Raw genomic sequence first — 20,711 nt, forward strand, 5'->3', positions numbered from 1 at the left:
ATGACGATTTTATTTTTATTCGCTTGTCTATTTATTTTAATGCTCATCGGCGTACCTATTGCTGTCGCCTTGGGTTTATCAGGCTCCTTGACCATTATCTTTTTTAGTCAAGACACGCTAAGTTCTGTTGCGATCAAACTGTTTGAAACCTCCGAACACTACACCTTGCTTGCCATTCCATTCTTTTTGCTAGCAGGCGCATTTATGACCACAGGTGGCGTGGCGCGGCGATTAATTGACTTTGCCAATGCCACTGTCGGCCATATTCGTGGTGGGTTAGCCATCGCCTCCGTGCTCTCGTGTATGCTTTTTGCCGCACTGTCTGGCTCCAGCCCTGCCACTGTGGCGGCGGTAGGCTCCATTGCAATTGCTGGCATGGTGCGTTCAGGCTATCCAAAAGAATTTGGTACGGGAATTGTGTGTAACGCAGGTACACTCGGCATTTTGATTCCACCATCAGTAGTAATGGTGGTTTATGCCGCCGCAACAGAGTCTTCGGTTGGGCGCTTATTTATGGCAGGTGTGGTGCCAGGGCTTTTGCTTGGCGGCGCACTTATGATTGGGATCTACCTTGTCGCACGCATTAAAAAGCTGCCTGCGTTGCCACGCGCAAGCGTCCGCGAATGGTTCGCCGCAGCGCGTAAAGCGCTCTGGGGCTTAATCCTGATGGTGATTATCTTAGGTGGCATTTACAGTGGCGCCTTCACGCCAACAGAAGCTGCGGCGGTAGCGGCGGTGTATTCCTTCTTTGTCGCGGTGTTTGTTTACAAAGATATCAAACTGCGTGAGTGCCCAAAAGTATTGCTTGATGCGGGCAAGCTGAGCATTATGCTGATGTTTATCATCGCCAATGCTATGCTTTTTGCTCATGTACTTACCACCGAACAAATTCCACAGCAACTGACCAACCTTGTGGTGGAAATGGATTTGCAAGCGTGGCAGTTCTTGATTGTGGTCAACATCATCTTGCTAATGGCTGGGGCTTTTATGGAGCCGTCCGCGATTATTTTGATTTTGGTGCCTATCCTCTTCCCTATCGCCACTCAATTGGGCATTGACCCAATTCACTTGGGTGTGATTATGGTGGTAAATATGGAAATTGGTATGATCACCCCGCCTGTCGGCTTGAACTTGTTTGTGTCCTCTGCGATCACAGGTTTGACCTTGCCACAAGTAATCAAGGCGGCCATGCCGTGGTTACTGTTAATGCTAACCTTCTTGATTGCCATCACCTATATTCCAGCCATCTCACTGGCGCTGCCAAACTGGATTGGCGCAATGTAGCGTACTGAAAAAACCGCACTTTGAAAGTGCGGTTTTTTATTTTTGCTCTTGTTTTTCAAGCCAAGCTTTGGCTTTGTTTTTCAGCTCTTGGCTGAGTGCTTTATCTAACCGCACTTTGTATTGCAATGCGTTACACTGCCCAAACAGCGAAAGGGGTAAACTCAGCTGCGTTATATCTGAGCGTGTTGGATTGAGTTTCAATTCAAACAAACATTGATGGTTGTCTAAATTCACCTTGCCAGCGCCATTGAGCGCCAAAAGCGCATTCTGCCCTTGCATCTGGCGAAAATACAGTTGCTCCCCCGTCCAATCAAGGTTCACCCGCAAGGTGTCTAACGGCAACTGTTTTTCTTTGAGCTTGTCTGCGGCATAATATTTCACAGGCACATATTGACCTAAAATATCCAGTAAATTTAAACTGTTAGCCGTTGCATTATGTACGGTTAATTGCATTTCACCTTGCAAAGGCGCACGCTGTGCGCGCTCAATTTTACCGTTGACATCAGCGCGCCCCTGCACAATCACAGGGCGATCAAAAAACGTAAACCATGGCGCAAGGGCAAGGTTATCCCCCTCAATTTCACTGATAACACGCGCATTTTCGCTGCGCTCACGCAGTAACAGTTTCCCGCCTTGTTGATAAAGCGCCACTTCAAGACTCGGTGCACCTGCTTGATGAGAGAGCACATTGACTACCGCTTTATCAATGGTCATTTGGTTGAGTGCGCCTTGCTGTAAAAACAGCTGCAACCCTGACGGTTGATACGCCACACTGAGCTCACGCGCCTCAAGTGCAAATGACTTGAGCGTTTCACGATAGCTGGCGCGACTTAAGCGGAACACCCCTTGATGAATTTTTACGCCATTGTTAAAGCGCTGCACCCAGCCACTCATGGCAATTGGATTTTCGCCGTAATAGCCTTGCAATTGCACCTTGCCAAAGACATAGTTTTTCGGGTCAATATCCTCAATATGTACGCGAATTTGTTCCGCTTGCACATCGTCATGCTGCCACCATTGCCCATTATTGACCAACACCGCACTTATCGTTTCTTGTAATGTCAGCAGTCGCCACCAGTCAATACTCAGAGCCACTTCGCTCGCGCGCAGTTGGTGCTCATCAAATTGATAGCGAACATTATCTATGCGCAGTTGGGGTGATGGCCACACGCCCAAACTCAGCTCACCAAAGGTTAAGTTTGGCACTTGGTTCAACCGTTCAGCCAACCGCACTTTTGCCTGCTGCAGCTGAGTAAAACCTAAATACCCAACACCCACCAGCGCCAATACACCCAGCGCAGCATATAGCTTAGCACGGCTCACGCTTTGTCCTCATCTATGCGGCTGGCGACCGCACTTTGTTGATTTTTGTACTTCGCATTAGGACGATGGTTATAAGGCCGCGCGGCCTCGCCGCTTAAAATTTCAAAGCTGAGTGCGCCGATCACCATTTTCGGGCGCAGCGCCAGTGGCAATTTGCCTGAGTTATAAAACTCCAGCACAATTTTGCCCGACCAGCCTGGGTCAATCCGATGGGCAGTGACGTGCACCATCAAGCCTAAGCGTGCGAGCGATGAGCGCCCGTCCAACCAGCCGATCACATTGGCTGGCAAAGTGACTGATTCATAGGTGGTCGCCAATGCCAGTACGCCAGGGTGAAGGAAAAAGGCCTCGTCATCTTGCAGGATAATTTCATCGCTCATCACGCTGTCAAGCTGGCGAGAAACCGCCTCTTTTGGCCCACTTAAATCAATATAAGGCGCGCTATATTCGCGAAACACACGAAACGAATGCCCCAAGCGCACATCCACCGTAGCGCCGTTGATTTTATCGTTGTTTGGGCGCGGATCTAAACGAATAGTGCCGTTGTCTAAATAGGTCTCAATATCACGATCACATAATCTCATCGCCCACTCCTTTATTTTAAAATTTGCATAATTTGTGCCTTAAGCATATTAATCGCAATGCGGTTTTTGCCACCGCGGGGCACAATCACATCGGCAAACTGTTTTGACGGCTGGATAAATTGTAAAAACATCGGACGCACCGTTTTGCGGTATTGCGACACCACCGACTCCATCGAGCGCCCACGCTCTTGCATATCGCGCTGCAAGCGGCGAATAAAGCAAATATCCAGCGGCGCATCAACAAAAATTGAGGTGCTAATTTCATTGCGAATGCGCTCGTCGGTCAGCAGCAAAATGCCCTCTAGGATAATAATGCGTTTGGGTTTGAAGGTGTGCGTTTTGTGGGTACGGGTGTGCTCCACATAATCGTATTCTGGCACTTCAATGGCGTGGCCAGCTTTAAGCTGCTGCAAATGGTGTACTAGCAGGTCATGATCCATTGAGCTTGGGTGATCATAATTGGTTTGAATGCGCTGCTCAAAGGTGAGATGACTTTGATCTTTATAGTATGAATCTTCGCTGATAATGCCAATTTGGTCATCACCGCCAAATTCTTCACACAGCTCTTTATGAATGGTGGAAGCAATCAGGCTTTTGCCCGAAGCCGAAGCGCCAGCAATGGCAATAATAACAGGTTTGTTTGGCATAATTGAATCGGTCATAATGGTTTCCTGCAACACGTTTTGCAAATTATAGCAAGTTTCACCCTTAGGCAAAAGCGCGATAGACTTTGAACTTACTACTTTGCGCCAGCACTTCCACTCGCCCAAAGGCACGCGCGAGCATGTCGGGGTACGGCAAAAAGGCATTAGCCACCAGCCGCAACTCACCGCCTGAATACAAATGGGCTTTGCTTTGCGCAATCAACCGCTCGGTGGCAGCATACGCCGTGTCAACCCCATCATGAAACGGTGGGTTGGAGATGATTAAATTAAATTTGCCTTCAATATGCGAGAACACGTCACTGGCCACCACCTCGCCATGCAGGCCGTTTTCTACCAAGGTACGCTGGCTTGAGGCAATCGCCATGGCGTGAATATCACTTTGCACCAATTCAATGGCGGGGTTTTTCTGCTTAATATACGCGCCAATCACGCCCGCCCCGCAGCCCACGTCCAACACGCGCCCTTTGACCGCACTTTGCAAGGTGGAGAGCAAAAGTGCGGTGCCCGCGTCCAATTCACCAGCGCTGAACACCCCAGGCAAGCTAAATAGGCGCAACCCCGCAAGGTTTGCTGGCGTGTAACAACGCCAATAACCATCTAACGAAAACGTTGGCACGCGCTCAAGGGTGAAATGATAAAGCCCACAGCGGCGGGCGGAATCTATTTTTTGAACAGCGCCGAACGGGGCTAATAAACTTTCCACAGAGCGCACGCCCGCGCGATTTTCCCCCACAATCAGCACGCGCTGGCCAACATCAGCCAAGCTGAGCAAATGCGTCAATTCAAAGCGCACTTCTTGCTTATTTTTGCCCCAATAGTAAACCAACACCTCAGCCTGCCATTGCGCTGGCAATCCAAAATGCACATTGGGCAATGTGCTGGCTTGATGAACATAGTCAAAATACACACTGCTGAGTGAAACCGCACTTTGACTAATTTGCTGACAAGGAAAATCATCTCGCACAAAACCAGCAAAATGCAGCGATTTGCCCGCGAGCAAATCACGGTGACGGGTGAGCACTTGGCTTTCAACACTTAACACTACAAATCCTATTCGTTATACGCTAAAATGGCGCCATTATAGCGCATTCTTGCAAAAACTTACATTCAAGGGGCAATATGTCACGCCAGCAGCAACTTTTGGCTCAAATGGGCATCACCACTTGGCAAATCCGTCGTCCACAGGTCTTTCAAGGGGCGAGTTTGTTGCAGCTCGGTGCACAGGTGAAATTGCTGATTATTCAACCGAACCCTCAGCTGCCGCATCCGCTGTTTGCAGATATTTTGCGTGCGTTGCATCTGCGCGCAGAACATTGCCATGTTGCCACCCCTGAACAATTGCCGCGCATCGCCTGCCAGCATCCGCTCTCACTTTGGTTTGTCGGCACCCCTGCCGTTGCCCCCGCATTTAACGCACACTGTGTGGCAAGCCAGCTCACTTTGCCTGATTGGGCGCAGCTGAAAGCCAGCGCGCAGGCCAAGCGTGCGCTGTGGCACGACTTGCAAACCAGCTCGCTGCTAGAAGAGCAAACCAATGACCATTAGCCCTGTCACGCAAGCCGATTTCACCGCACTTTATGCCATTGAATGCGCCGCCCACGCCGTGCCGTGGTCGTTTGGCACGCTGTGCAACAATCAAGGCGAGCATTATTGCAATTTAAAAATCACCCACCAAGGCCACATCGCCGGCTTTGCCATCTGCCAAGTGGTGCTGGATGAGGCAACCCTGTTTAACCTTGCCATCGCACCAGAGTATCAACGCCAAGGCCTAGGCAAAGCATTGTTAAGCGCGTTGATGGAGAGCCTACGCGCGCAAGGGGTGGCCACACTTTGGCTTGAGGTGCGCCAGTCAAACCAACGCGCCCAGCACCTTTACGACAAGCTCGGCTTTAATGAAGTCAGCCTGCGCAAGAACTACTATCCCACCGCCGATGGCAAACGAGAAAATGCCGTGATTATGGCGGCGTATTTATAAAAAACCGCACTTTTAAAGTGCAGCCTAGTTGGCTTTTTTCAAAAATTCCGATTTCAACATCATACTCACGCTGTCGATTTTGCAATCCACATTGTGATCACCGTCCACCAAGCGGATGTTTTTCGCCTTGCTGCCCTTTTTCAGCACCATCGACGAGCCTTTGACTTTGAGATCTTTAACCAAAATCACGCTGTCGCCGTCACTGAGCAAATTGCCGTTGGCGTCTTTCACGATCAAGGCGTCGTCATCGGCTGGCGCGTCATCAGGGTGCCACTCAAAACCGCAGCTTGGGCAAACGAGATGTACGCCGTCACTGTAAACGTATTCGCCCTGACACTGCGGGCAGTTAGGTAAACTTTCCATATCACTCCTTAAAAAAAACGCACTGCCAACGCAGTGCGTTTCTAAACAAAAGTGCGGTTACGCCACCACACCAAATTTTTCTTTCACAAAGGCTTCAAAGTCAGTGCAGCCGCCGATGGGTTGCTCGTCAACAAAGATTTGTGGCACGGTTTCAACGGGTTTGCCAACGGATTTGGATAAATCCGCTTTGCTGATGCCTTCAGCAATGATGTCGATATAACGATAGCTAAAATCCTCTTGGCTTTTTTCCAATTTTTCCGCCAATTCTTTTGCGCGCACGCAATATGGACAACCTGGGCGACCAAAAATAACAACAAACATACTAGCTCCTTAAAAAGTGATTTAAACTCCTTTATTTTAACTGAAATTGGCTTAAAATCGAAAAGTTTTTTCCCATTGCCGTAATTGGTGTAACATATCAGCTAAACTAAACCGATGTAACAAAAAAGATGAAATTATTAATGCTCTGTCGTGAGCCTCGCCTTTATAGCTGTCAGCGCCTACTGGAGGCGGCTGAAAGTGGCGGCCATCAATTAGATATTTTAGACCCAAATCGCTTTGCGCTAAAAATCGAAGGCGAGCAAGTTCATTTTTATTATCAAGCCAAATACAAAGATCCCGCCTTGCCACTCGAAAACTACGATGCTGTAATCCCACGCTTTGGCGCTAGTAGTACTAAAATGGGCTGTGCGGTGCTCAACCATTTTCAAGCCCAAGGTGTGCCTTGCCTTAATAGCGCGCAGGCTTTTTTGAATGCGCGTGACAAATGGCACAGCCTACTGATGTTACAACAACACAACATCCCTGTACCCAACAGCTTGCTCGCAGGTAATGAGTTTGAAGGCAAATTGGCACTGGATTTCATCCAAAGCCCGACTATTTTAAAAACCCTTTCTGGCGCGCAAGGCATTGGCGTGATGTTGGCAGAAAAAAAGCAAAGTGCGGTCAGCATTTTAGAAACCCTCAATGGCGCAGGCATTCCCACATTGTTGCAAGATTTCATCAGTGAGGCACAAGGTGCGGATCTTCGCTGTTTTGTGATTGACAACCGCATTGTCGCGAGCATGAAGCGCAGCGGACAAGATGGCGAATTTCGTGCCAATGCCCACCGTGGTGGCCAAGCCTGCGAGATAGCACTCAGTGCCAAAGAGCGAGACATTGCCCTACGCGCGACCAATGTGCTCGGTCTTGATGTAGCTGGCGTCGATTTGATTCGCTCCGCCAACGGGCCATTGGTGCTAGAAGTCAATGCCAGCCCTGGGCTTGAAACTATCGAAAAAGTGAGCAAAATCGACATTGCACTGCAAATGATCGTTGCACTAGAAAAACGCGTAGCACAAAAAATAGATTAAGCCCACACTTTTGATCTGCGCGCATTGCAGCGCAGCTGAAAATTGAGTAAGGTTAAAATAAAAAGGATGACACTATGATTATTTATCTTCACGGATTTGACTCTAGCAGCCCAGGCAATCATGAAAAAATCATGCAATTGAAATTCATTGACCCTGACGTGCGTTTTGTCAATTACAGCACACTCCACCCGCGCCACGATATGCAATTTTTGCTTAACGAAGTGCATAAATTAGTCACTGAAAGCCAAGATGAATCTCCACTAATATGCGGCGTAGGCTTAGGTGGCTACTGGGCTGAACGCATCGGCTTTTTGTGCAACATCAAGCAAGCGCTGTTCAACCCCAACCTCTACCCGCAGGAAAATATGCAAGGCAAAATCGATCGCCCTGAAGAGTACGAAGACATCAAAACAAAATGCGTGAGCCAATTTCGCGAGAAAAACCGCCACAACTGTATCGTCTTTCTCTCTACTCACGACGGCGTGCTCGACTCCAACCGCACTTTTGAGGCCCTCTCGCCCTACTACCCTATCGTGTGGGACGAACACGAAACCCACAAATTCGCCAAAATCTCGCAACACCTACAACGCATCGCAAAATTTAAAAAAGGCGAAGAATAAAAAAAAAGTGCGGTTAAACCGCACTTTTTTTAATGTAATTCGCCCTTATTTTTTACATACTGTGCTATCGCTAACGTCGGATTATTGGCCATAATAATTTGCTGTTGAGTAAAACCTTTCCCTAACAAATTTGCTTCTCGCCATTCATTACCTTTAACCCCGATAAAGATCCATAACGCTATATTGACGATAAATATCACCAATAATAACGACTCATTTTCGGTTGATTGTAATATGATACTGATGATTATTGATGCCGTTAAAAATCCAGCACCTATTAGCCATAATTTTTTCACAAAAGCCCAAATCCAAGTAAAAATAAAGGCAGACCATGACCAACCCTGTTTCACTGCTTCAATTTCACCTGTAAGCGTATTCTCATAAATTTTAAATTGTTTCATAAAGATCCCTTTAGACGATAAAGAATAAAAAAGACTTGACATATTGACACTAAAGTCGGTTAATTTTACAGCACAAGCACTTCTTGTGCTTTTTTATAACTGATAAAGTTCTAATGGGAGATTGTCAGGATCTTTGAAAAAGGTGTAGGCACGGCCTGTGATGGGATCGATGCGAATAGGCTCGCAGGCAACACCTTGAGTGGTGAGGTAGCTGACCGCACTTTGGATATTGTCAACTTTGAAAGCAAGGTGGCGCAAGCCACAGGCTTCTGGTTGATCTGGTCGCTTGGGTGGATTTGGGAAAGAGAAAAGTTCGATTTGCACGCCGTCGGCCAAGGCTAGGTCAAGCTTGTAGCTGTCGCGCTCGGCGCGGTAGGTTTCATGAATAATGCGCGCGCCTAGGATCTCAGTGTAAAAGGCTTTGGATTTCGCGTAGTTGGAGGCGATGATAGCGATGTGGTGCACGCCACAGAGCAATGCCATTAATTCACCACACGACGGGCTTGAGAATAGTTTCTTGCCCAATAGCCACTTTCAATGGAGCTAGTGGTAACACCTTCGCTAGTGCTAGCATGAATAAAATCTCCGTTACCAATATAAATGCCAACGTGGCGGTTGCGACGGAAGAAGATCAGGTCACCAGGTTGCAAGTCCGCTTTGTTAATACGTTTACCGACATAGCGCTGCTCGGAGGTGGTGCGCGGCAAGGAAACGCCAAACACATTAGCAAACGCACGGGAAACAAACGCCGAACAGTCAATGCCTCGCTTGCTATTTCCGCCTAAACGATAACGAACACCGTCCCATTTGCGATAAAAGTTTTGCAACTGCAAAAACGCCATGAAATCGCCTTTGGCGGACATGTTCGCGGGGGTATTGGTGCGATATTGTACATTTTGCGTGCCCTGCTGTTGCACACTGGTACACGCACTTGCGAGCACGACAGTAAAAGCAAGCGTCAGCCATTTTTGCCACATGATTGCTTATCTCTTTGAATTGGATTACGGAATTTGGCTATTGTATAGTATTTCGTCCATGGTTGCCAGCCGACACTGCACTTTTATTGTTGCAAACTGCGCAGCCAATCAATTTCTGCCGCCCAATTGTCAGACTCAATGGTTTCTAAAATCAACGGCATATCATCAAAGTGCGGTTGGTTCATAATAAACTCAAACACCGCTGAGCCCAATAGTCCTTGTTGCAAGCAGTGATGGCGATCGACACGGCTGCCCAGCGTCGTTTTGCTGCCGTTAAGGTGCATCCCGCGCAGGTACTTAAAGCCGACAATGCGATCGAACTCATCAAACACCTGTTGGCAGCCTTGTGGCGTTGAAATGTCATAGCCGCTGGCGAACAAGTGGCAGGTGTCAAGACACACGCCCACACGAGATTGATCCTCGACCTGAGAAATAATCTCGGCCAAGTGTTCAAACTGGCAACCTACATTCGAACCTTGCCCTGCGGTATTTTCAATCACCGCCACCACATTCTCTACGCGTGCATGCGCCCAGTTGATCGAGTCGGCAACCTTGCGCAGACAGGCTTGTTCACTGATTTGACGCAAATGGCTGCCAGGGTGAAAGTTGAGCAGGCTTAAGCCCAATTGCTGGCAGCGCTGCATTTCATCTAAAAACGCCTGGCGGGATTTTTCCAGTGCCACATCATCTGGATGCCCTAAATTAATCAAATAACTATCGTGGGGCAGCACGTGCTGTGGGCTGATGTTGGCGTTGGCCAACCGCACTTTGAACGCGTTAATGCTTTGCTCACTTAACGGTTTTGCCACCCATTGACGCTGATTTTTGGTAAATAACGCAAACGCATTCGCACCAATCGTTTGTGCATTAGTCACGGCATTTTCCACACCGCCTGCCGCACTGACATGTGCGCCAATATATTTCATAGGATGTCCTTACCTGCCCATATAAAGTTGTGATACTATCAAAAACTAAGCCGCTGACCAACACAAGGAATTCTATTGCAATGAATGATTTTTCCATGCTAACTCGCCTATTTGGCAATTTGTTTTATCGCGCACCACAAGACGAAGTGCTCTCCGGGGTTATCGATTGGCTTAATCATGGGCAACTGACCGCACTTTGGGCATTAACACTTGATGCGCAAAGTGAGCAAGCGCTAACCTTATTAAGCCAAATAGACCGTGCAAAAATGCAACGTGCCTACGAACACTTATTTGGCGAAAATGGTGTTGTTTCTTGCAAGATCAGTGATTATAACGACACATTGCCTGAATTTATTCAATTCCGTCAAGTGCGTGGACTGCCCGATATCGCCGATCCTGATCACATCGCTCATTTACTGCTCAGCGCCTCGTGGCTGGAAGATCATGTGGATAGCCTGCAAGCGCAACAACAGCTTTTTTCAGATTTCCTACTGCCCACCATGAAACCATTTTTAGGTCAAGTGGAGGCGCACGATCAAGGCTATTACCAAGCCTTAGCGCGGCTGTGTCGTGATAGTTTATCGGCGATGTCAGACGAGCTAGAAGAAGAAAGTGAAAGTGCGGTTTAAACCGCACTTTCGAGTTTAGCTTGACACGCAATACTGCGTTTAAGCGGCACAATTAAGTTTGAGATCATCAGCAACTGTTGGCTGATCACTTTATCTTGTTGCACGGCTTTGTTAGTGTCTTCACTTTCTAGCGTGTGCGCTAAGCGTGCCTGAATGCCCTCTATTTTGGCTTGTAGCTGGGCTTCATTAAGCTGTTGAATTTGCTCAAGCAAGTCAATTAGCTGGCGTGATGCAGGGTAAAGATCAAGCAAAAAGTATTTATCATCTCCGCGTTGGCTCATGGTAAAACGCAGTGCTCCCAAAGAAGAAATATAGCCAAGCAGTCCATAGTTTTCTTTCAAAATTTGAAAGCCGTTTTGCAAATAAAGTTTATATTTTTGCGGCTCGCTGTTCATATCCGCAATCACGGTGCTCAACTCCGCCGCACTTTTGTTCGCTGCCAAGCGCACGCTGCGATAATTCACATGATTTTGCTCGCCAAAGAGCAATTGTGTCATCACATAGAGCAAATAGCGCGCGTTGTTTTTGATGCTCAAGCCAATCAAACGGCCAATTTTCATGTATTTCCAATCCGGCCATAAATACGACACCGCAATGCCAGCGATAATTGCACCGACCACAGTATCGATCATGCGCGGCCACATCGCAGCATAAATATCAAAGCCACTGATATCGAAACTGATCAGCACTTGAATGGTGATAAAACAGGTTGAGAAACTATAATTATTGTTTTTAAAGAAGAAAAACAGCGTGCTGCTGGCTACCAGCAGCCCCAATTTGGCGGCCAAGGTGGCGGTAAAAAACGGGATAAGTGAACCTATCAACACGCCTGCAAGAGTGCCGATAATGCGCTCGCGTAGACGTTTTTGGGTAGCGGAATAGTTTGGCTGGCAAACAAACACGGCTGTGAGCAAAATCCAGTATCCCCGCTCAAGATCGATATTCACCACAATTAGACTACACGCAAGCACCACGATGGAAAGCCTAACTGCATGACGAAAAAGCTGAGATTCAAACGTCAGATTATTTTTCAGCGCCACCCACATTTCACGCAGGCCGCGAATTTTATCCACATTGATGACATGGCTGTAACTATCTTGAATTTGCCCATCATTTCTGCCCAAAAAAAGAATTTGCCATTGAATGGAACTCAGATTATCCATGACGGTGGCTAGATTATTTAATTGGGCATTTTTCGGGTTTTGTTGTTCAAACAGCGTAAATGACTGTTTTAGCCCTACTTCAGCGCGCTCTAACCGCACTTTAGGGATATATTGTGATTGTCGCAAAATCGCATTGGCAATGTTACGACATGCGTCGGCTTGCAACTCAATCATGCGCTGAATACGGAATAATAACGCATTATTTTGCAAATCACTGACCAATTTAGCGTAATCAAAATGCGATGAACTGGCGCGCTCTAAAATGTCCTGTGCAGCATAATAATAACGGATAAGCTTGGCTGTTTTACTTTGCGTATGCTGACGCCCAAGACGCACAAATAATGATTGCTGGCAAAGGCTAAAGGCAACAATTACCTTGCCATTAAGGCGTGCAAGCTCAAGCTGCAATGTTTCAATATCATCTGGGTTATCGGGGTCAAAAAAGTTGGCTTTACCATCAAGGTAGTCGGCCAGTGCTAAAAACGCATTCGCCAAGCTTTCATCGACTTTATAACGAGGGAAAAACAAATAAACAATGATGCTCACCAAACTGTAAAGCAAAGTGCCTGTGATGATCATAAAAGGATTGAGATACCACGGCGTTTCAGGCAAATAGGTCAAGGCGGTATAAAGTGCCACAGCCAGCGTGCCAAAAGCAATCGTGCTATAGCGCTGACCAAATGCGCCCATCATCACCAACATAAAAGTAAATGGCGTGATCATCATAGAATACAGTAAAGGATCACTCAGTGCATACTGTGCGCCAAAGGTGCATAAAGTAAATGCAAGTAGTGTAATGATAATGTTTTGCAGTTTACCTGTGAGATTATGGTCTAAATCTACCAAAGCGGCAGCGATAATGCCGAGCACAAAAGGCATTGCACCAGTTGAAATATCAAACCAGTAGATAAAAATCGAGGCGATATTTAACGCAATGAATACTGGAATAACAGAGATAGTTTTGTTATTCAGCCAGCCCAATTTTCTCACACCACCTCCTACATTAGTTGCGATCACTGAATTGATCGCGCGCTTGTTGTAGCTTGATATTGTCAGCCACTTGGCTATCAACCACACGCATGCCCACAGGGAAGAGCGCTATGCTGGCCAATTTAAAGTGCGCGATGCCACTGGGAATACCAATAATAGTCAAACACTGCGCAATGCCCGTGAAAATGTGCATTAAGCACAACCACCAGCCAAACACGATAAACCAAACGATATTCAACACACCACCAATGCCGTTGCCAATCGTACTGGTAGGTTCTAAATATTTCACATGCACCACTTGATGCCCAAAGGGAACAAAAGCCATTTTGGTGATTTCCCAACAGCTGCGGGTGTAGGGTATCGTGATAACTAAACACACGCTCAACACGGTGGCAAACAGCCAACCGATCACCGTGCCGAAACCAAAAAAAACAAAATTAAAAATATTAAGCAACAAATTCATCGCACACTCCTTATGCTTTAGTGCGCTCGGCGATGTAGCCGGCGTAATCAGGAATATCAATTTCCAACGCTTGACTAAAGTGCGGTGAGGAAATAAGAAAATCTGCCGTTGCGGCATTAGTCGCGACAGGGATGTTCCATACAGTGGAAATACGCAATAGCGCTTTTACATCAGGATCATGTGGCACTGCGTTGAGTGGATCCCAAAAAAAGATCAATAAATCAATCTCCCCTTCAGCGATTTTGGCGCCCAGCTGCTGGTCCCCTCCCATCGGTCCACTTAAAAGTGCGGTCACCTCAAGGCCAGTTTTTTCTGTAATCAGCCGCCCTGTGGTGCCAGTGCCCCACAAGTTGTGGTGAGCCAGCGCACCTTTGTGCGTTAAACACCACTGCACCAACAAACTTTTGCAGTGATCATGCGCCACCAGTGCGATATTTTTGCGTGCTTGCAATGTGCGTTGAATGCGATTCATTTCCACCCCCATAAAAAAAGCGAGCGGGCGCTCACTTTTTTCAACGAATTGTTAAATTAGTGTTTTTTTGCCCAGTTCAAAAAACGTTTTTGGGTTTCTTTATCCGCTTGTTGGAACCAGTATTGCAACTGTTGTTCAGCCACGTTTTCGCCTTGTACTGTCACTTTGCCTTTCTGCGCTTTGCCAACGCCTGACATCCCCGCCATCACTGGCATATTGGCGGTTGCAAAACCTGCCACAGAGGCTTTTTTATTGCTGCTGTTGTAGGCGCTTAAATTTTCTTGCAAATTACGGCTTGGGAACAGGCCTTCTTGATCAAGTAGCTCTTGTTCACTTGCTAACGTTTGGCCAGATTGGCTCACCACATTGACTTTTGGATCACGATCAAAGCGGTTAGCCGCATCGTCTGTGCCCAAACTGTCAGCCTTGATCACGACATTTTCACCGCTGGTTTTGAATTTAACCACAATTGGAGAGGATTCATATAAACGGCGGTCTGAACCGACACGCACAATCTCTTCTACTTTCACTACCGCTTGGTGCACAGCGTTGTCAGACGCATTTACACTTTTATCTTTTTGGAAAAGACCTTTGCTGATTTTTTGCCCATCAAATGCCAGCAAGGTGACGTTAGATGATGTACTAATGTCTGCTGCAACCGCACTTACACCTGTAGCAAGGGCAACCACTGCTAACGCTAATCGGGTTAATTTCATAATGTTTCCTCAATGATTAACAAATTAAACGCCTTGAACGAAGAATTCAAGCCGATAAACCTTTGACTATCCTATGCTAAATCATTATAAAATTAAATAGAAATCAGCAAAAATTAGGAGAAAATATGATATTAACCACACAATTTACCGTTTTTGGGCGAGTGCAAGGGGTTGGATTTCGTTATTTTACTTGGCAAAAAGCCACTCAGTTAGGCTTGCTCGGCACGGTGCGCAATCTCCACGATGGCAGTGTGTTAATTATCGCTCGCGGTGAAAACGCGCAAATTGATGCGCTCAAAACGTGGCTTGAAGATGGCGGACCGCGTTCAGCCCGCGTGGATAAGGTGCTCGCACAGCCCTTTGAAGGCGCATTTTCTTACACCGAATTTAAGATAACTTAGCCTGCGCGCTTAATGTGCGCTGTTGTGTCTTGCTTTTCAGTGCGCGAATGCAAAGTGCGGTCACGAACAGTAGAGATTGCACTAACACGATAGTCGGCCCCGTTGCGGCATCAAGATGATAGCTAAGCAATGTCCCAATCAAGGTTGAGAATATCGATACACAAATGGCGATTATGAGCATATAATCAAAGCGTTTAGTCAGGCTAAAGGCCGTGATCCCAGGGGCAATCAGCAAGGCCACCACCAAAATCACCCCTACCACTTGCATGGCGGCAATAATGGTTAGCGCCAACAGTGTAAGCAGTGCATAATGCAGCAGCTTAACGGGCAAGCCCACAATTTTTGCTTGAATGGGGTCAAAACAATACAGCAAGAAGTCTTTCCGCTTACTCAAAATCACCGCACTGGTGAACAAGGAAATCACTAGAATTAAGATAAATTCTGCTTTCGGCACACCCAGCAAATTACCAAATAAGATGTGCAGCAAGTGTTGATCGGTTTCGACTTTCACAAACAAAATCAAGCCAAAAGCAAACATACCTGAAAATACAATGCCCATCACGGTATCTTCTTTCAAGCGTGAATTGTGCTTGAGGTAACCTGTGAACACGGCACACAAAATGCCAGAGACAAACGCACCGAGCGCCAATGGCAAGCCAAGCACGAACGCCAACACAATGCCAGGCAACACCGCGTGCGAGATAGCATCCCCCATCAGCGACCAGCCTTTCAGCACCAAATAGCACGACAACAGCGCGCAGACAAAGGCCACTAAAAGTGCGGTCACAAGCGCTTGCTGCATAAATGGAAAAGACAGCGGTTCATAAAACCAATTGACGATCGCATCAAACATGAGCTTTTACCTTTATTCTGCGTTGCGTAACCAGACCATATTTTGGTGAGAACAAAAACGCCAATAAGAATAGACACGTTTGTAAAAACACAATCAAGCCACCTGTAGCGCCGTTGAAAAAATAGCTGGCATACGCCCCGACCGCACTTGTGCTCACACCCAAGGTGATGGCAATGGCAATCAAGCGCGGAAAGCGGTCAGTCAATAAATAGGCGGTAGCACCTGGGGTGATGACCATCGCGATCACCAAAATGGCACCGACCGTTTGCAACGCCGCCACCACGCAGGCACTAAGCAGCGTGAAAAACAGCACTTTTAAACGAATCGGGGAAATCCCTACCGACACTGCATGGCTTTCATCAAAAAACACCAGTAGTAAGTCTTTCCAAAATAACACTAAAAACAGCAAACTTATGGCAATAATGATGCCTACTTGGATAATGTCGTTGTCATCAATGCCTAAAATATTGCCCAGCACAATCGATTGTACGTTCACAGATGTAGGATTAAGCGATACGATAAACAACCCAAGCGCAAAAAATGTGGAAAATATAAAGCCGATGATGGCGTCTTCACGCAATTTGGTAATGGCTTTAACCCATAAGATCGCCAGTGCCGCCAATAGCCCAGAGATAAATGCGCCAATCGCATAAGGTAGTGCAAGGGCATACGCAATCGCCACCCCTGGCACCACGGCATGGGAAAGTGCATCCCCAATTAGCGACCAGCCTTTGAGCATTAAATAGCACGACAAAAACGCGCACACGCCGCCCACGAGGCTACTGACCACAATGGCTTTGGTCATATATTCATAATGAAACGGCTCAAGCAGAAGATCGAACATAACTATTTGCCTTTTGACCGCACTTTAGGTGATTTTGGTGGCAGTTCTTTGCCATCTTCGCCGTAGAACACTAACGCGTGCTCGTCGTCGGTTAATACCGTCAAGGCCCGCTTATCTTCATCATCATGCAAATCAGCGCCTGCAAGTGTTAAGTGGCGCAACACCCCACCAAAGGCGCGTTCCAAATTGCGCTGAGTGAACGTACTTTCGGTGTCACCTTTGGCAATTAAAGTGCGGTTGATCATCACAACCTGATCACAAAAGTGCGGTACGCTGCCTAGATTATGTGTGGAAACCAAAATCAAATGCCCCTCATCACGCAGCGCACCAAGCAGATCAATGATCGCATTTTCTGTTTTCACATCTACGCCCGTAAAGGGTTCATCAAGCAAAATGATGCGGCTTTCTTGTGCCAGTGCGCGTGCCAAAAACACGCGCTTTTTCTGTCCGCCAGAGAGTTCACCGATTTGGCGATCTTTCAGGTGACTAATATCCACCCGCGCCATCGCTTGCTCAACTTTTTCTTTATCTCTGGCTTGAGGGCGACGCAAAAAGCCCATATAGCCATAGCGCCCCATCATCACCACGTCATAGACAGACACTGGAAATTGCCAGTCAACCTCTTCGGTTTGCGGCACGTAAGAGACGAAATTTTGCTTCAGCGCCGTTTTCACTGACATATCGCACAAGCGCACCGAGCCGGTCAACGGTTTGACCAGCCCCATAATGCTTTTAAAGAGTGTTGATTTTCCGCTGCCATTCACACCCACCAAGGCGCAGGTGGTGCCTGCGCCGAGGGTGAATGACACATCATAAAGTGCGGTATGCCCATTGTTGTAGCGAACCGATAAATTATCTACAACAATACTTGGCGTGACTTGCCCCATTTATTTTTCAAATCCTTTCACAATCGTTGACACGGTGGTGTTTAACAAGTCTAAATACGTTGGCACCGGGCCGTCTTTGGTGGAAAGAGAATCCACATACAACACGCCGCCGTATTTCGCGCCGCTTTCTTTTGCCACTTGTTTGGCTGGCTTGTCAGACACAGTACTTTCGCTGAACACCACTGGAATGTGTTTGGCACGCACTTGCTCAATTAAATGACGCACTTGTTGCGGCGTGCCTTCTTCATCAGCATTGATTGGCCACAGATAAAGCTCATTGAAGCCATAATCTTTCGCCAAATAGCTAAATGCGCCTTCGCTGGTGACTAAATAGCGTTTATCCGCTGGCACTTTTTCGAGTTTTTCACGCAATGGCGCATCCATCGCTTTCACTTTTTCTGCGTAGGCTTGCGCATTTTTGTGATAAGTCTCAGCATTCGCAGGATCATATTTGCTCAAGGCTTTTTCAATGTTGTCAATATACACCAGCGCGTTTTTGGTGGACATCCACGCATGTGGATTTGGTTTACCAGTGTATGGGCCTTCGTAAATCGACATTGGCTCAATGCCCTCTGTCACCACCACCGATGGTACATTTTTTACATTTGATAAAAAGCGTTCAAACCAACGCTCAAGGTTCATGCCATTATACAACACCAAATCAGCTGATTGCGCTTTAACAATATCTTTTGGCGTTGGCTGATAATCGTGAATTTCCGCACCTGGTTTGGTGATGGACTCCACCGTGGCTTTATCGCCCGCAACGTTTTGCGCAATATCTTGGATAATGGTAAACGTGGTGAGCACTTTCAATTCCTTAGCGTGCACAGAAAGTGCGGTCAAGGTCAAGGTTAAGGCAGACGCCAACAAGATGGCTTTTTTCAGTTGCATAATAGCTCCTTTTTTGTGTGGTTATTGGTCATGGGCGCTATCATAACCAAATTTTCACTAAATCGCAAATGATAATTATTCTTGTTTATAAGCATTTCGCTGGCTTCGGTAAGCCTGCCAGTTTGCTCGCCTGCTTGGCTGGCCCCTGCGGAAATAACCGTTGTAGATAGCGACTATTGCCCTTTTCAGCCCCAAATTTCGCCGCCATCGCTTTCACTAACATACGAATAGCAGGCGAAGTGCCATATTCGGCATAAAAATCTCGCACGAAATAGATAACCTCCCAATGTGTCTCGTTAAGCTCAATACCTTCGTGTTCGGCAATCACCTGTGCCACCGACTCGTTCCAGTCGTTCACATTGAGTAGATAACCTTCTTTATCTGTTTGTAATTCCATACGCACCACACTTTTATTTGCGATAAAAGTATGCCCCTAATCAGGGGCATAATAAATCGGGTTTTAGCGATTGTTGCTATTGTTTTAATCTCTTGCAGCAGAGAGCAAGTTTAACAAGCTGATAAATAGGTTGTACAGCGATACATAAATGCTGATGGTGGCACGAATATAGTTGGTTTCACCGCCGTGGATAATATTGCTGGTTTCATACAAAATCGCACCCGTTGAGAACAACACAAACAATGCGCTCAGTGCTAAATGCAAGCCTTGGAAATTGAAGAAGAGGCTGGCAATCACCCCAATGACCAAAACAATGAATAACGCAAACAACATACCACTTAAGAATGACATATCTTTTTTGGTGGTCAACACATAGGCTGAGCAGGCAAAGAACACCGCTGCGGTTCCCGCAAAGGCAAGCACTACGACATCACCTAAGCCGTTGCCAACATACACATTTAAAATCGGACCTAAGGTGTAGCCAAGGAAGCCTGTAAACGCAAAGGTGGACAAAATACCCCACGCGCTATTAGCCAAGCGATTAGTTAAAAACAATAAACCATAGAACCCCACCAACATCACAATCAGCCCAGGGTAAGGCAAATTCATACTCATGGAAATGTAAGCAGTGAGCGCAGAAAAGGCAACACTCAGCGCTAAAAGAAAATACGTGTTGCGTAAAACTTTGTTGCTCGCCAACACAGAATCATGGGTGCGAACATCGGTTACGATACGTGGTTGCATTTAATTTCTCCTTTCGTCAATCACGTCTTAAAGGTAGCGATAATGTTAAAAAAAGTCAATCATTATCGCTGGTTAAAGTAGATAAAGCTCGCCATGCGCCCCGTTGGATTGGCGCGGCGATAAGAAAAAAAGCGCGCATCATTGACAGTGCAAAATTCGCCGCCGCGAATCTCATACAAACCGCACTTTTGCAACCGTTGGCGTGCGAGCTGATAAATATCGGCGAAAAATTTGCCTTCTTCATTTGGATCATGGACAAATGCGCTGACGGCTTGATCGTCGGCTTTGATAAAGGCCTCACGCACCTCTTCGCCCACTTGAAACGCGGTCTTGCCAATTGCTGGGCCAAGATAAGCCACAATGTCATGCGCAGCGCAGGCAAATTGCGCCACAGTATTTTCTAAAATACCATTACACAGCCCGCGCCAGCCCGCGTGCGCAGCCGCCACTTCACGCCCATTTTTAGCAGCAAAAAGCACTGGCAGGCAATCAGCAGTCAGTACAGCGCAAACCACGCCAGACTGATTGGTGTACGCCGCATCAGTATTGGGCGTACCGTCACACGGTAAACAAGCGACATCGGTGGTGTGGGTTTGATTTAAAAACTGCGGCATTTGTGGCAAATTCGCCTGCTGCACCAATAAAGTGCGGTTTTGCTCGACCGCACTTTGTACATCACCCACATGGCTGGCCAAATTAAAACTGTCAAAAGGCGCATGACTTACCCCACCTTCACGCGTAGTAACACCTGCGTGAACGCCTGTAATCGCGAAATCAACGTTTAACAGCAT

28 protein-coding genes are annotated in these 20,711 nt (G+C 47.0%); 7 read left to right on the plus strand and 21 right to left on the minus strand.

All coding sequences use genetic code 11. The annotated features are described in order from the left end of the window. Window positions 1-1,284 carry a C4-dicarboxylate TRAP transporter large permease protein DctM gene (dctM, locus tag HPC38_RS05160; RefSeq protein ID WP_208120224.1) on the plus strand — a complete coding sequence of 428 codons (1,284 nt, stop codon included), beginning with the start codon at window positions 1-3 and terminating at the stop codon, window positions 1,282-1,284. 36 nt (window positions 1,285-1,320) lie between these two features. Here the strand turns inward: dctM and HPC38_RS05165 are convergent, their stop codons facing one another. The 4 genes from HPC38_RS05165 to rsmC are packed head-to-tail and all read right to left on the minus strand — an operon-like array spanning window position 1,321 to window position 4,898. After that, window positions 1,321-2,607: a hypothetical protein gene (locus HPC38_RS05165; protein WP_208120225.1), complete on the minus strand. Its 1,287-nt coding sequence runs from the start codon at window positions 2,605-2,607 to the stop codon at window positions 1,321-1,323. Beyond that, window positions 2,604-3,191: a dCTP deaminase gene (dcd, locus tag HPC38_RS05170; protein WP_208120226.1), complete on the minus strand. Its 588-nt coding sequence runs from the start codon at window positions 3,189-3,191 to the stop codon at window positions 2,604-2,606. The genes HPC38_RS05165 and dcd overlap by 4 nt, the downstream gene beginning before the upstream one ends. A gap of 11 nt (window positions 3,192-3,202) precedes the next feature. After that, entirely contained in the window at window positions 3,203-3,853 is a 651-nt protein-coding gene (gene udk / locus HPC38_RS05175) for a uridine kinase (protein WP_208120227.1), read from the minus strand. Window positions 3,854-3,899: 46 nt separating this feature from the next. Then, complete coding sequence (gene rsmC, locus HPC38_RS05180; protein WP_208120228.1) at window positions 3,900-4,898, minus strand: 16S rRNA (guanine(1207)-N(2))-methyltransferase RsmC; 999 nt, start codon at window positions 4,896-4,898, stop codon at window positions 3,900-3,902. Between the two features lie 77 nt (window positions 4,899-4,975). Here rsmC and HPC38_RS05185 point away from each other — a divergent pair, with 77 nt between their 5' ends. Then, entirely contained in the window at window positions 4,976-5,401 is a 426-nt protein-coding gene (locus HPC38_RS05185) for a DNA polymerase III subunit psi (protein WP_208120229.1), read from the plus strand. Next, window positions 5,391-5,831, plus strand: coding sequence for a ribosomal protein S18-alanine N-acetyltransferase (gene rimI, locus HPC38_RS05190; RefSeq protein ID WP_208120230.1), 441 nt, complete (start codon window positions 5,391-5,393; stop codon window positions 5,829-5,831). The genes HPC38_RS05185 and rimI overlap by 11 nt, the downstream gene beginning before the upstream one ends. A gap of 24 nt (window positions 5,832-5,855) precedes the next feature. Here rimI and HPC38_RS05195 read toward each other — a convergent pair whose 3' ends face one another. Both HPC38_RS05195 and HPC38_RS05200 read right to left on the minus strand, forming a co-directional pair. Beyond that, entirely contained in the window at window positions 5,856-6,194 is a 339-nt protein-coding gene (locus HPC38_RS05195; protein ID WP_208120231.1) for a zinc ribbon domain-containing protein YjdM, read from the minus strand. 57 nt (window positions 6,195-6,251) lie between these two features. Further along, complete coding sequence (locus HPC38_RS05200; RefSeq protein ID WP_208120232.1) at window positions 6,252-6,515, minus strand: GrxA family glutaredoxin; 264 nt, start codon at window positions 6,513-6,515, stop codon at window positions 6,252-6,254. 128 nt (window positions 6,516-6,643) lie between these two features. Between HPC38_RS05200 and HPC38_RS05205 the strand changes: the two genes are divergently transcribed. Together HPC38_RS05205 and ycfP are read left to right on the plus strand one after the other, a co-directional pair. Further along, a complete protein-coding gene (locus HPC38_RS05205; protein WP_208120233.1) occupies window positions 6,644-7,546 on the plus strand; it encodes an ATP-grasp domain-containing protein in 903 nt (300 codons plus the stop codon). A 74-nt stretch (window positions 7,547-7,620) separates the two neighbouring features. Next, the gene (ycfP, locus tag HPC38_RS05210; protein WP_208120234.1) at window positions 7,621-8,166 is read left to right on the plus strand and encodes an alpha/beta hydrolase YcfP; all 546 of its coding nucleotides are present in this window, start codon (window positions 7,621-7,623) and stop codon (window positions 8,164-8,166) included. Window positions 8,167-8,195: 29 nt separating this feature from the next. On the opposite strand, the gene HPC38_RS05215 is transcribed toward ycfP, so the two are convergent. The 4 genes from HPC38_RS05215 to nfo all read right to left on the minus strand — a co-directional run bounded on the left by HPC38_RS05215 (window position 8,196) and on the right by nfo (window position 10,470). Then, window positions 8,196-8,567, minus strand: a complete 372-nt coding sequence (locus tag HPC38_RS05215) for a DUF2628 domain-containing protein (RefSeq protein ID WP_208120235.1) — start codon at window positions 8,565-8,567, stop codon at window positions 8,196-8,198. 93 nt (window positions 8,568-8,660) lie between these two features. Next, window positions 8,661-9,050, minus strand: a complete 390-nt coding sequence (gene gloA2, locus HPC38_RS05220) for an SMU1112c/YaeR family gloxylase I-like metalloprotein (protein WP_208120236.1) — start codon at window positions 9,048-9,050, stop codon at window positions 8,661-8,663. Further along, window positions 9,050-9,544: an NlpC/P60 family protein gene (locus tag HPC38_RS05225; protein WP_208120237.1), complete on the minus strand. Its 495-nt coding sequence runs from the start codon at window positions 9,542-9,544 to the stop codon at window positions 9,050-9,052. Before HPC38_RS05225 ends, gloA2 begins: the two co-directional genes overlap by 1 nt. Before the next feature lie 83 nt (window positions 9,545-9,627). Continuing rightward, window positions 9,628-10,470 carry a deoxyribonuclease IV gene (gene nfo / locus HPC38_RS05230; protein WP_208120238.1) on the minus strand — a complete coding sequence of 281 codons (843 nt, stop codon included), beginning with the start codon at window positions 10,468-10,470 and terminating at the stop codon, window positions 9,628-9,630. An 80-nt stretch (window positions 10,471-10,550) separates the two neighbouring features. Here nfo and HPC38_RS05235 point away from each other — a divergent pair, with 80 nt between their 5' ends. Continuing rightward, window positions 10,551-11,099 carry a TorD/DmsD family molecular chaperone gene (locus tag HPC38_RS05235; RefSeq protein WP_208120239.1) on the plus strand — a complete coding sequence of 183 codons (549 nt, stop codon included), beginning with the start codon at window positions 10,551-10,553 and terminating at the stop codon, window positions 11,097-11,099. Here the strand turns inward: HPC38_RS05235 and yccS are convergent. Genes yccS through HPC38_RS05255 form a run of 4 tightly spaced genes read right to left on the minus strand, consistent with a single transcriptional unit; the run spans window position 11,096 to window position 14,903 of the window. Then, window positions 11,096-13,252, minus strand: a complete 2,157-nt coding sequence (gene yccS / locus HPC38_RS05240) for a YccS family putative transporter (RefSeq protein WP_208120240.1) — start codon at window positions 13,250-13,252, stop codon at window positions 11,096-11,098. The genes HPC38_RS05235 and yccS overlap by 4 nt on opposite strands. 13 nt (window positions 13,253-13,265) lie before the next feature. Further along, window positions 13,266-13,715, minus strand: a complete 450-nt coding sequence (locus HPC38_RS05245) for a YccF domain-containing protein (RefSeq protein WP_208120241.1) — start codon at window positions 13,713-13,715, stop codon at window positions 13,266-13,268. Between the two features lie 10 nt (window positions 13,716-13,725). After that, window positions 13,726-14,187 (minus strand): methylglyoxal synthase, encoded by a 462-nt coding sequence (locus HPC38_RS05250; protein WP_208120242.1) that lies wholly within the window; start codon window positions 14,185-14,187, stop codon window positions 13,726-13,728. A gap of 56 nt (window positions 14,188-14,243) precedes the next feature. Then, entirely contained in the window at window positions 14,244-14,903 is a 660-nt protein-coding gene (locus HPC38_RS05255) for a curli polymerization inhibitor CsgI-related protein (RefSeq protein ID WP_208120243.1), read from the minus strand. Between the two features lie 128 nt (window positions 14,904-15,031). On the opposite strand from HPC38_RS05255, the gene HPC38_RS05260 reads away from it, so the two are divergent. Next, window positions 15,032-15,304, plus strand: a complete 273-nt coding sequence (locus tag HPC38_RS05260; RefSeq protein ID WP_208120409.1) for an acylphosphatase — start codon at window positions 15,032-15,034, stop codon at window positions 15,302-15,304. On the opposite strand, the gene HPC38_RS05265 is transcribed toward HPC38_RS05260, so the two are convergent. From HPC38_RS05265 to pgeF, 7 genes are all read right to left on the minus strand, one after another. Further along, window positions 15,291-16,157: a metal ABC transporter permease gene (locus HPC38_RS05265; RefSeq protein WP_208120244.1), complete on the minus strand. Its 867-nt coding sequence runs from the start codon at window positions 16,155-16,157 to the stop codon at window positions 15,291-15,293. The two genes, HPC38_RS05260 and HPC38_RS05265, sit on opposite strands and share 14 nt — an antisense overlap. Then, on the minus strand, window positions 16,150-17,001 hold the full coding sequence (locus HPC38_RS05270; RefSeq protein ID WP_208120245.1) for a metal ABC transporter permease: 852 nt from the start codon (window positions 16,999-17,001) through the stop codon (window positions 16,150-16,152). The genes HPC38_RS05265 and HPC38_RS05270 overlap by 8 nt, the downstream gene beginning before the upstream one ends. A 2-nt stretch (window positions 17,002-17,003) precedes the next feature. Then, on the minus strand, window positions 17,004-17,888 hold the full coding sequence (locus HPC38_RS05275) for an ATP-binding cassette domain-containing protein (RefSeq protein ID WP_208120246.1): 885 nt from the start codon (window positions 17,886-17,888) through the stop codon (window positions 17,004-17,006). Continuing rightward, window positions 17,889-18,779 carry a metal ABC transporter substrate-binding protein gene (locus HPC38_RS05280; RefSeq protein WP_208120247.1) on the minus strand — a complete coding sequence of 297 codons (891 nt, stop codon included), beginning with the start codon at window positions 18,777-18,779 and terminating at the stop codon, window positions 17,889-17,891. A gap of 85 nt (window positions 18,780-18,864) precedes the next feature. Further along, on the minus strand, window positions 18,865-19,176 hold the full coding sequence (locus HPC38_RS05285) for a TusE/DsrC/DsvC family sulfur relay protein (protein WP_208120248.1): 312 nt from the start codon (window positions 19,174-19,176) through the stop codon (window positions 18,865-18,867). Between the two features lie 84 nt (window positions 19,177-19,260). Continuing rightward, the gene (locus tag HPC38_RS05290) at window positions 19,261-19,920 is read right to left on the minus strand and encodes a Bax inhibitor-1 family protein (RefSeq protein ID WP_208120249.1); all 660 of its coding nucleotides are present in this window, start codon (window positions 19,918-19,920) and stop codon (window positions 19,261-19,263) included. A gap of 62 nt (window positions 19,921-19,982) precedes the next feature. After that, a complete protein-coding gene (gene pgeF / locus HPC38_RS05295) occupies window positions 19,983-20,711 on the minus strand; it encodes a peptidoglycan editing factor PgeF (RefSeq protein WP_235977648.1) in 729 nt (242 codons plus the stop codon).

This window comes from Spirabiliibacterium pneumoniae (assembly GCF_014884995.1).
GTDB lineage: Bacteria > Pseudomonadota > Gammaproteobacteria > Enterobacterales > Pasteurellaceae > Spirabiliibacterium > Spirabiliibacterium pneumoniae.

What these genes read in the sequence shown, in the direction of transcription:
- dctM (WP_208120224.1), top strand. Translation starts at nt 1, where the DNA reads ATGACGATTTTATTTTTATTCGCTTGTCTATTTATTTTAATGCTCATC.
- dcd (WP_208120226.1), bottom strand. Translation starts at nt 3,191, where the DNA reads ATGAGATTATGTGATCGTGATATTGAGACCTATTTAGACAACGGCACT.
- udk (WP_208120227.1), bottom strand. Translation starts at nt 3,853, where the DNA reads ATGACCGATTCAATTATGCCAAACAAACCTGTTATTATTGCCATTGCT.
- HPC38_RS05185 (WP_208120229.1), top strand. Translation starts at nt 4,976, where the DNA reads ATGTCACGCCAGCAGCAACTTTTGGCTCAAATGGGCATCACCACTTGG.
- rimI (WP_208120230.1), top strand. Translation starts at nt 5,391, where the DNA reads ATGACCATTAGCCCTGTCACGCAAGCCGATTTCACCGCACTTTATGCC.
- HPC38_RS05195 (WP_208120231.1), bottom strand. Translation starts at nt 6,194, where the DNA reads ATGGAAAGTTTACCTAACTGCCCGCAGTGTCAGGGCGAATACGTTTAC.
- HPC38_RS05200 (WP_208120232.1), bottom strand. Translation starts at nt 6,515, where the DNA reads ATGTTTGTTGTTATTTTTGGTCGCCCAGGTTGTCCATATTGCGTGCGC.
- HPC38_RS05205 (WP_208120233.1), top strand. Translation starts at nt 6,644, where the DNA reads ATGAAATTATTAATGCTCTGTCGTGAGCCTCGCCTTTATAGCTGTCAG.
- ycfP (WP_208120234.1), top strand. Translation starts at nt 7,621, where the DNA reads ATGATTATTTATCTTCACGGATTTGACTCTAGCAGCCCAGGCAATCAT.
- HPC38_RS05215 (WP_208120235.1), bottom strand. Translation starts at nt 8,567, where the DNA reads ATGAAACAATTTAAAATTTATGAGAATACGCTTACAGGTGAAATTGAA.
- gloA2 (WP_208120236.1), bottom strand. Translation starts at nt 9,050, where the DNA reads ATGGCATTGCTCTGTGGCGTGCACCACATCGCTATCATCGCCTCCAAC.
- HPC38_RS05225 (WP_208120237.1), bottom strand. Translation starts at nt 9,544, where the DNA reads ATGTGGCAAAAATGGCTGACGCTTGCTTTTACTGTCGTGCTCGCAAGT.
- nfo (WP_208120238.1), bottom strand. Translation starts at nt 10,470, where the DNA reads ATGAAATATATTGGCGCACATGTCAGTGCGGCAGGCGGTGTGGAAAAT.
- HPC38_RS05235 (WP_208120239.1), top strand. Translation starts at nt 10,551, where the DNA reads ATGAATGATTTTTCCATGCTAACTCGCCTATTTGGCAATTTGTTTTAT.
- HPC38_RS05245 (WP_208120241.1), bottom strand. Translation starts at nt 13,715, where the DNA reads ATGAATTTGTTGCTTAATATTTTTAATTTTGTTTTTTTTGGTTTCGGC.
- HPC38_RS05250 (WP_208120242.1), bottom strand. Translation starts at nt 14,187, where the DNA reads ATGAATCGCATTCAACGCACATTGCAAGCACGCAAAAATATCGCACTG.
- HPC38_RS05255 (WP_208120243.1), bottom strand. Translation starts at nt 14,903, where the DNA reads ATGAAATTAACCCGATTAGCGTTAGCAGTGGTTGCCCTTGCTACAGGT.
- HPC38_RS05265 (WP_208120244.1), bottom strand. Translation starts at nt 16,157, where the DNA reads ATGTTTGATGCGATCGTCAATTGGTTTTATGAACCGCTGTCTTTTCCA.
- HPC38_RS05270 (WP_208120245.1), bottom strand. Translation starts at nt 17,001, where the DNA reads ATGTTCGATCTTCTGCTTGAGCCGTTTCATTATGAATATATGACCAAA.
- HPC38_RS05275 (WP_208120246.1), bottom strand. Translation starts at nt 17,888, where the DNA reads ATGGGGCAAGTCACGCCAAGTATTGTTGTAGATAATTTATCGGTTCGC.
- HPC38_RS05280 (WP_208120247.1), bottom strand. Translation starts at nt 18,779, where the DNA reads ATGCAACTGAAAAAAGCCATCTTGTTGGCGTCTGCCTTAACCTTGACC.
- HPC38_RS05285 (WP_208120248.1), bottom strand. Translation starts at nt 19,176, where the DNA reads ATGGAATTACAAACAGATAAAGAAGGTTATCTACTCAATGTGAACGAC.
- HPC38_RS05290 (WP_208120249.1), bottom strand. Translation starts at nt 19,920, where the DNA reads ATGCAACCACGTATCGTAACCGATGTTCGCACCCATGATTCTGTGTTG.
- pgeF (WP_235977648.1), bottom strand. Translation starts at nt 20,711, where the DNA reads ATGCTGTTAAACGTTGATTTCGCGATTACAGGCGTTCACGCAGGTGTT.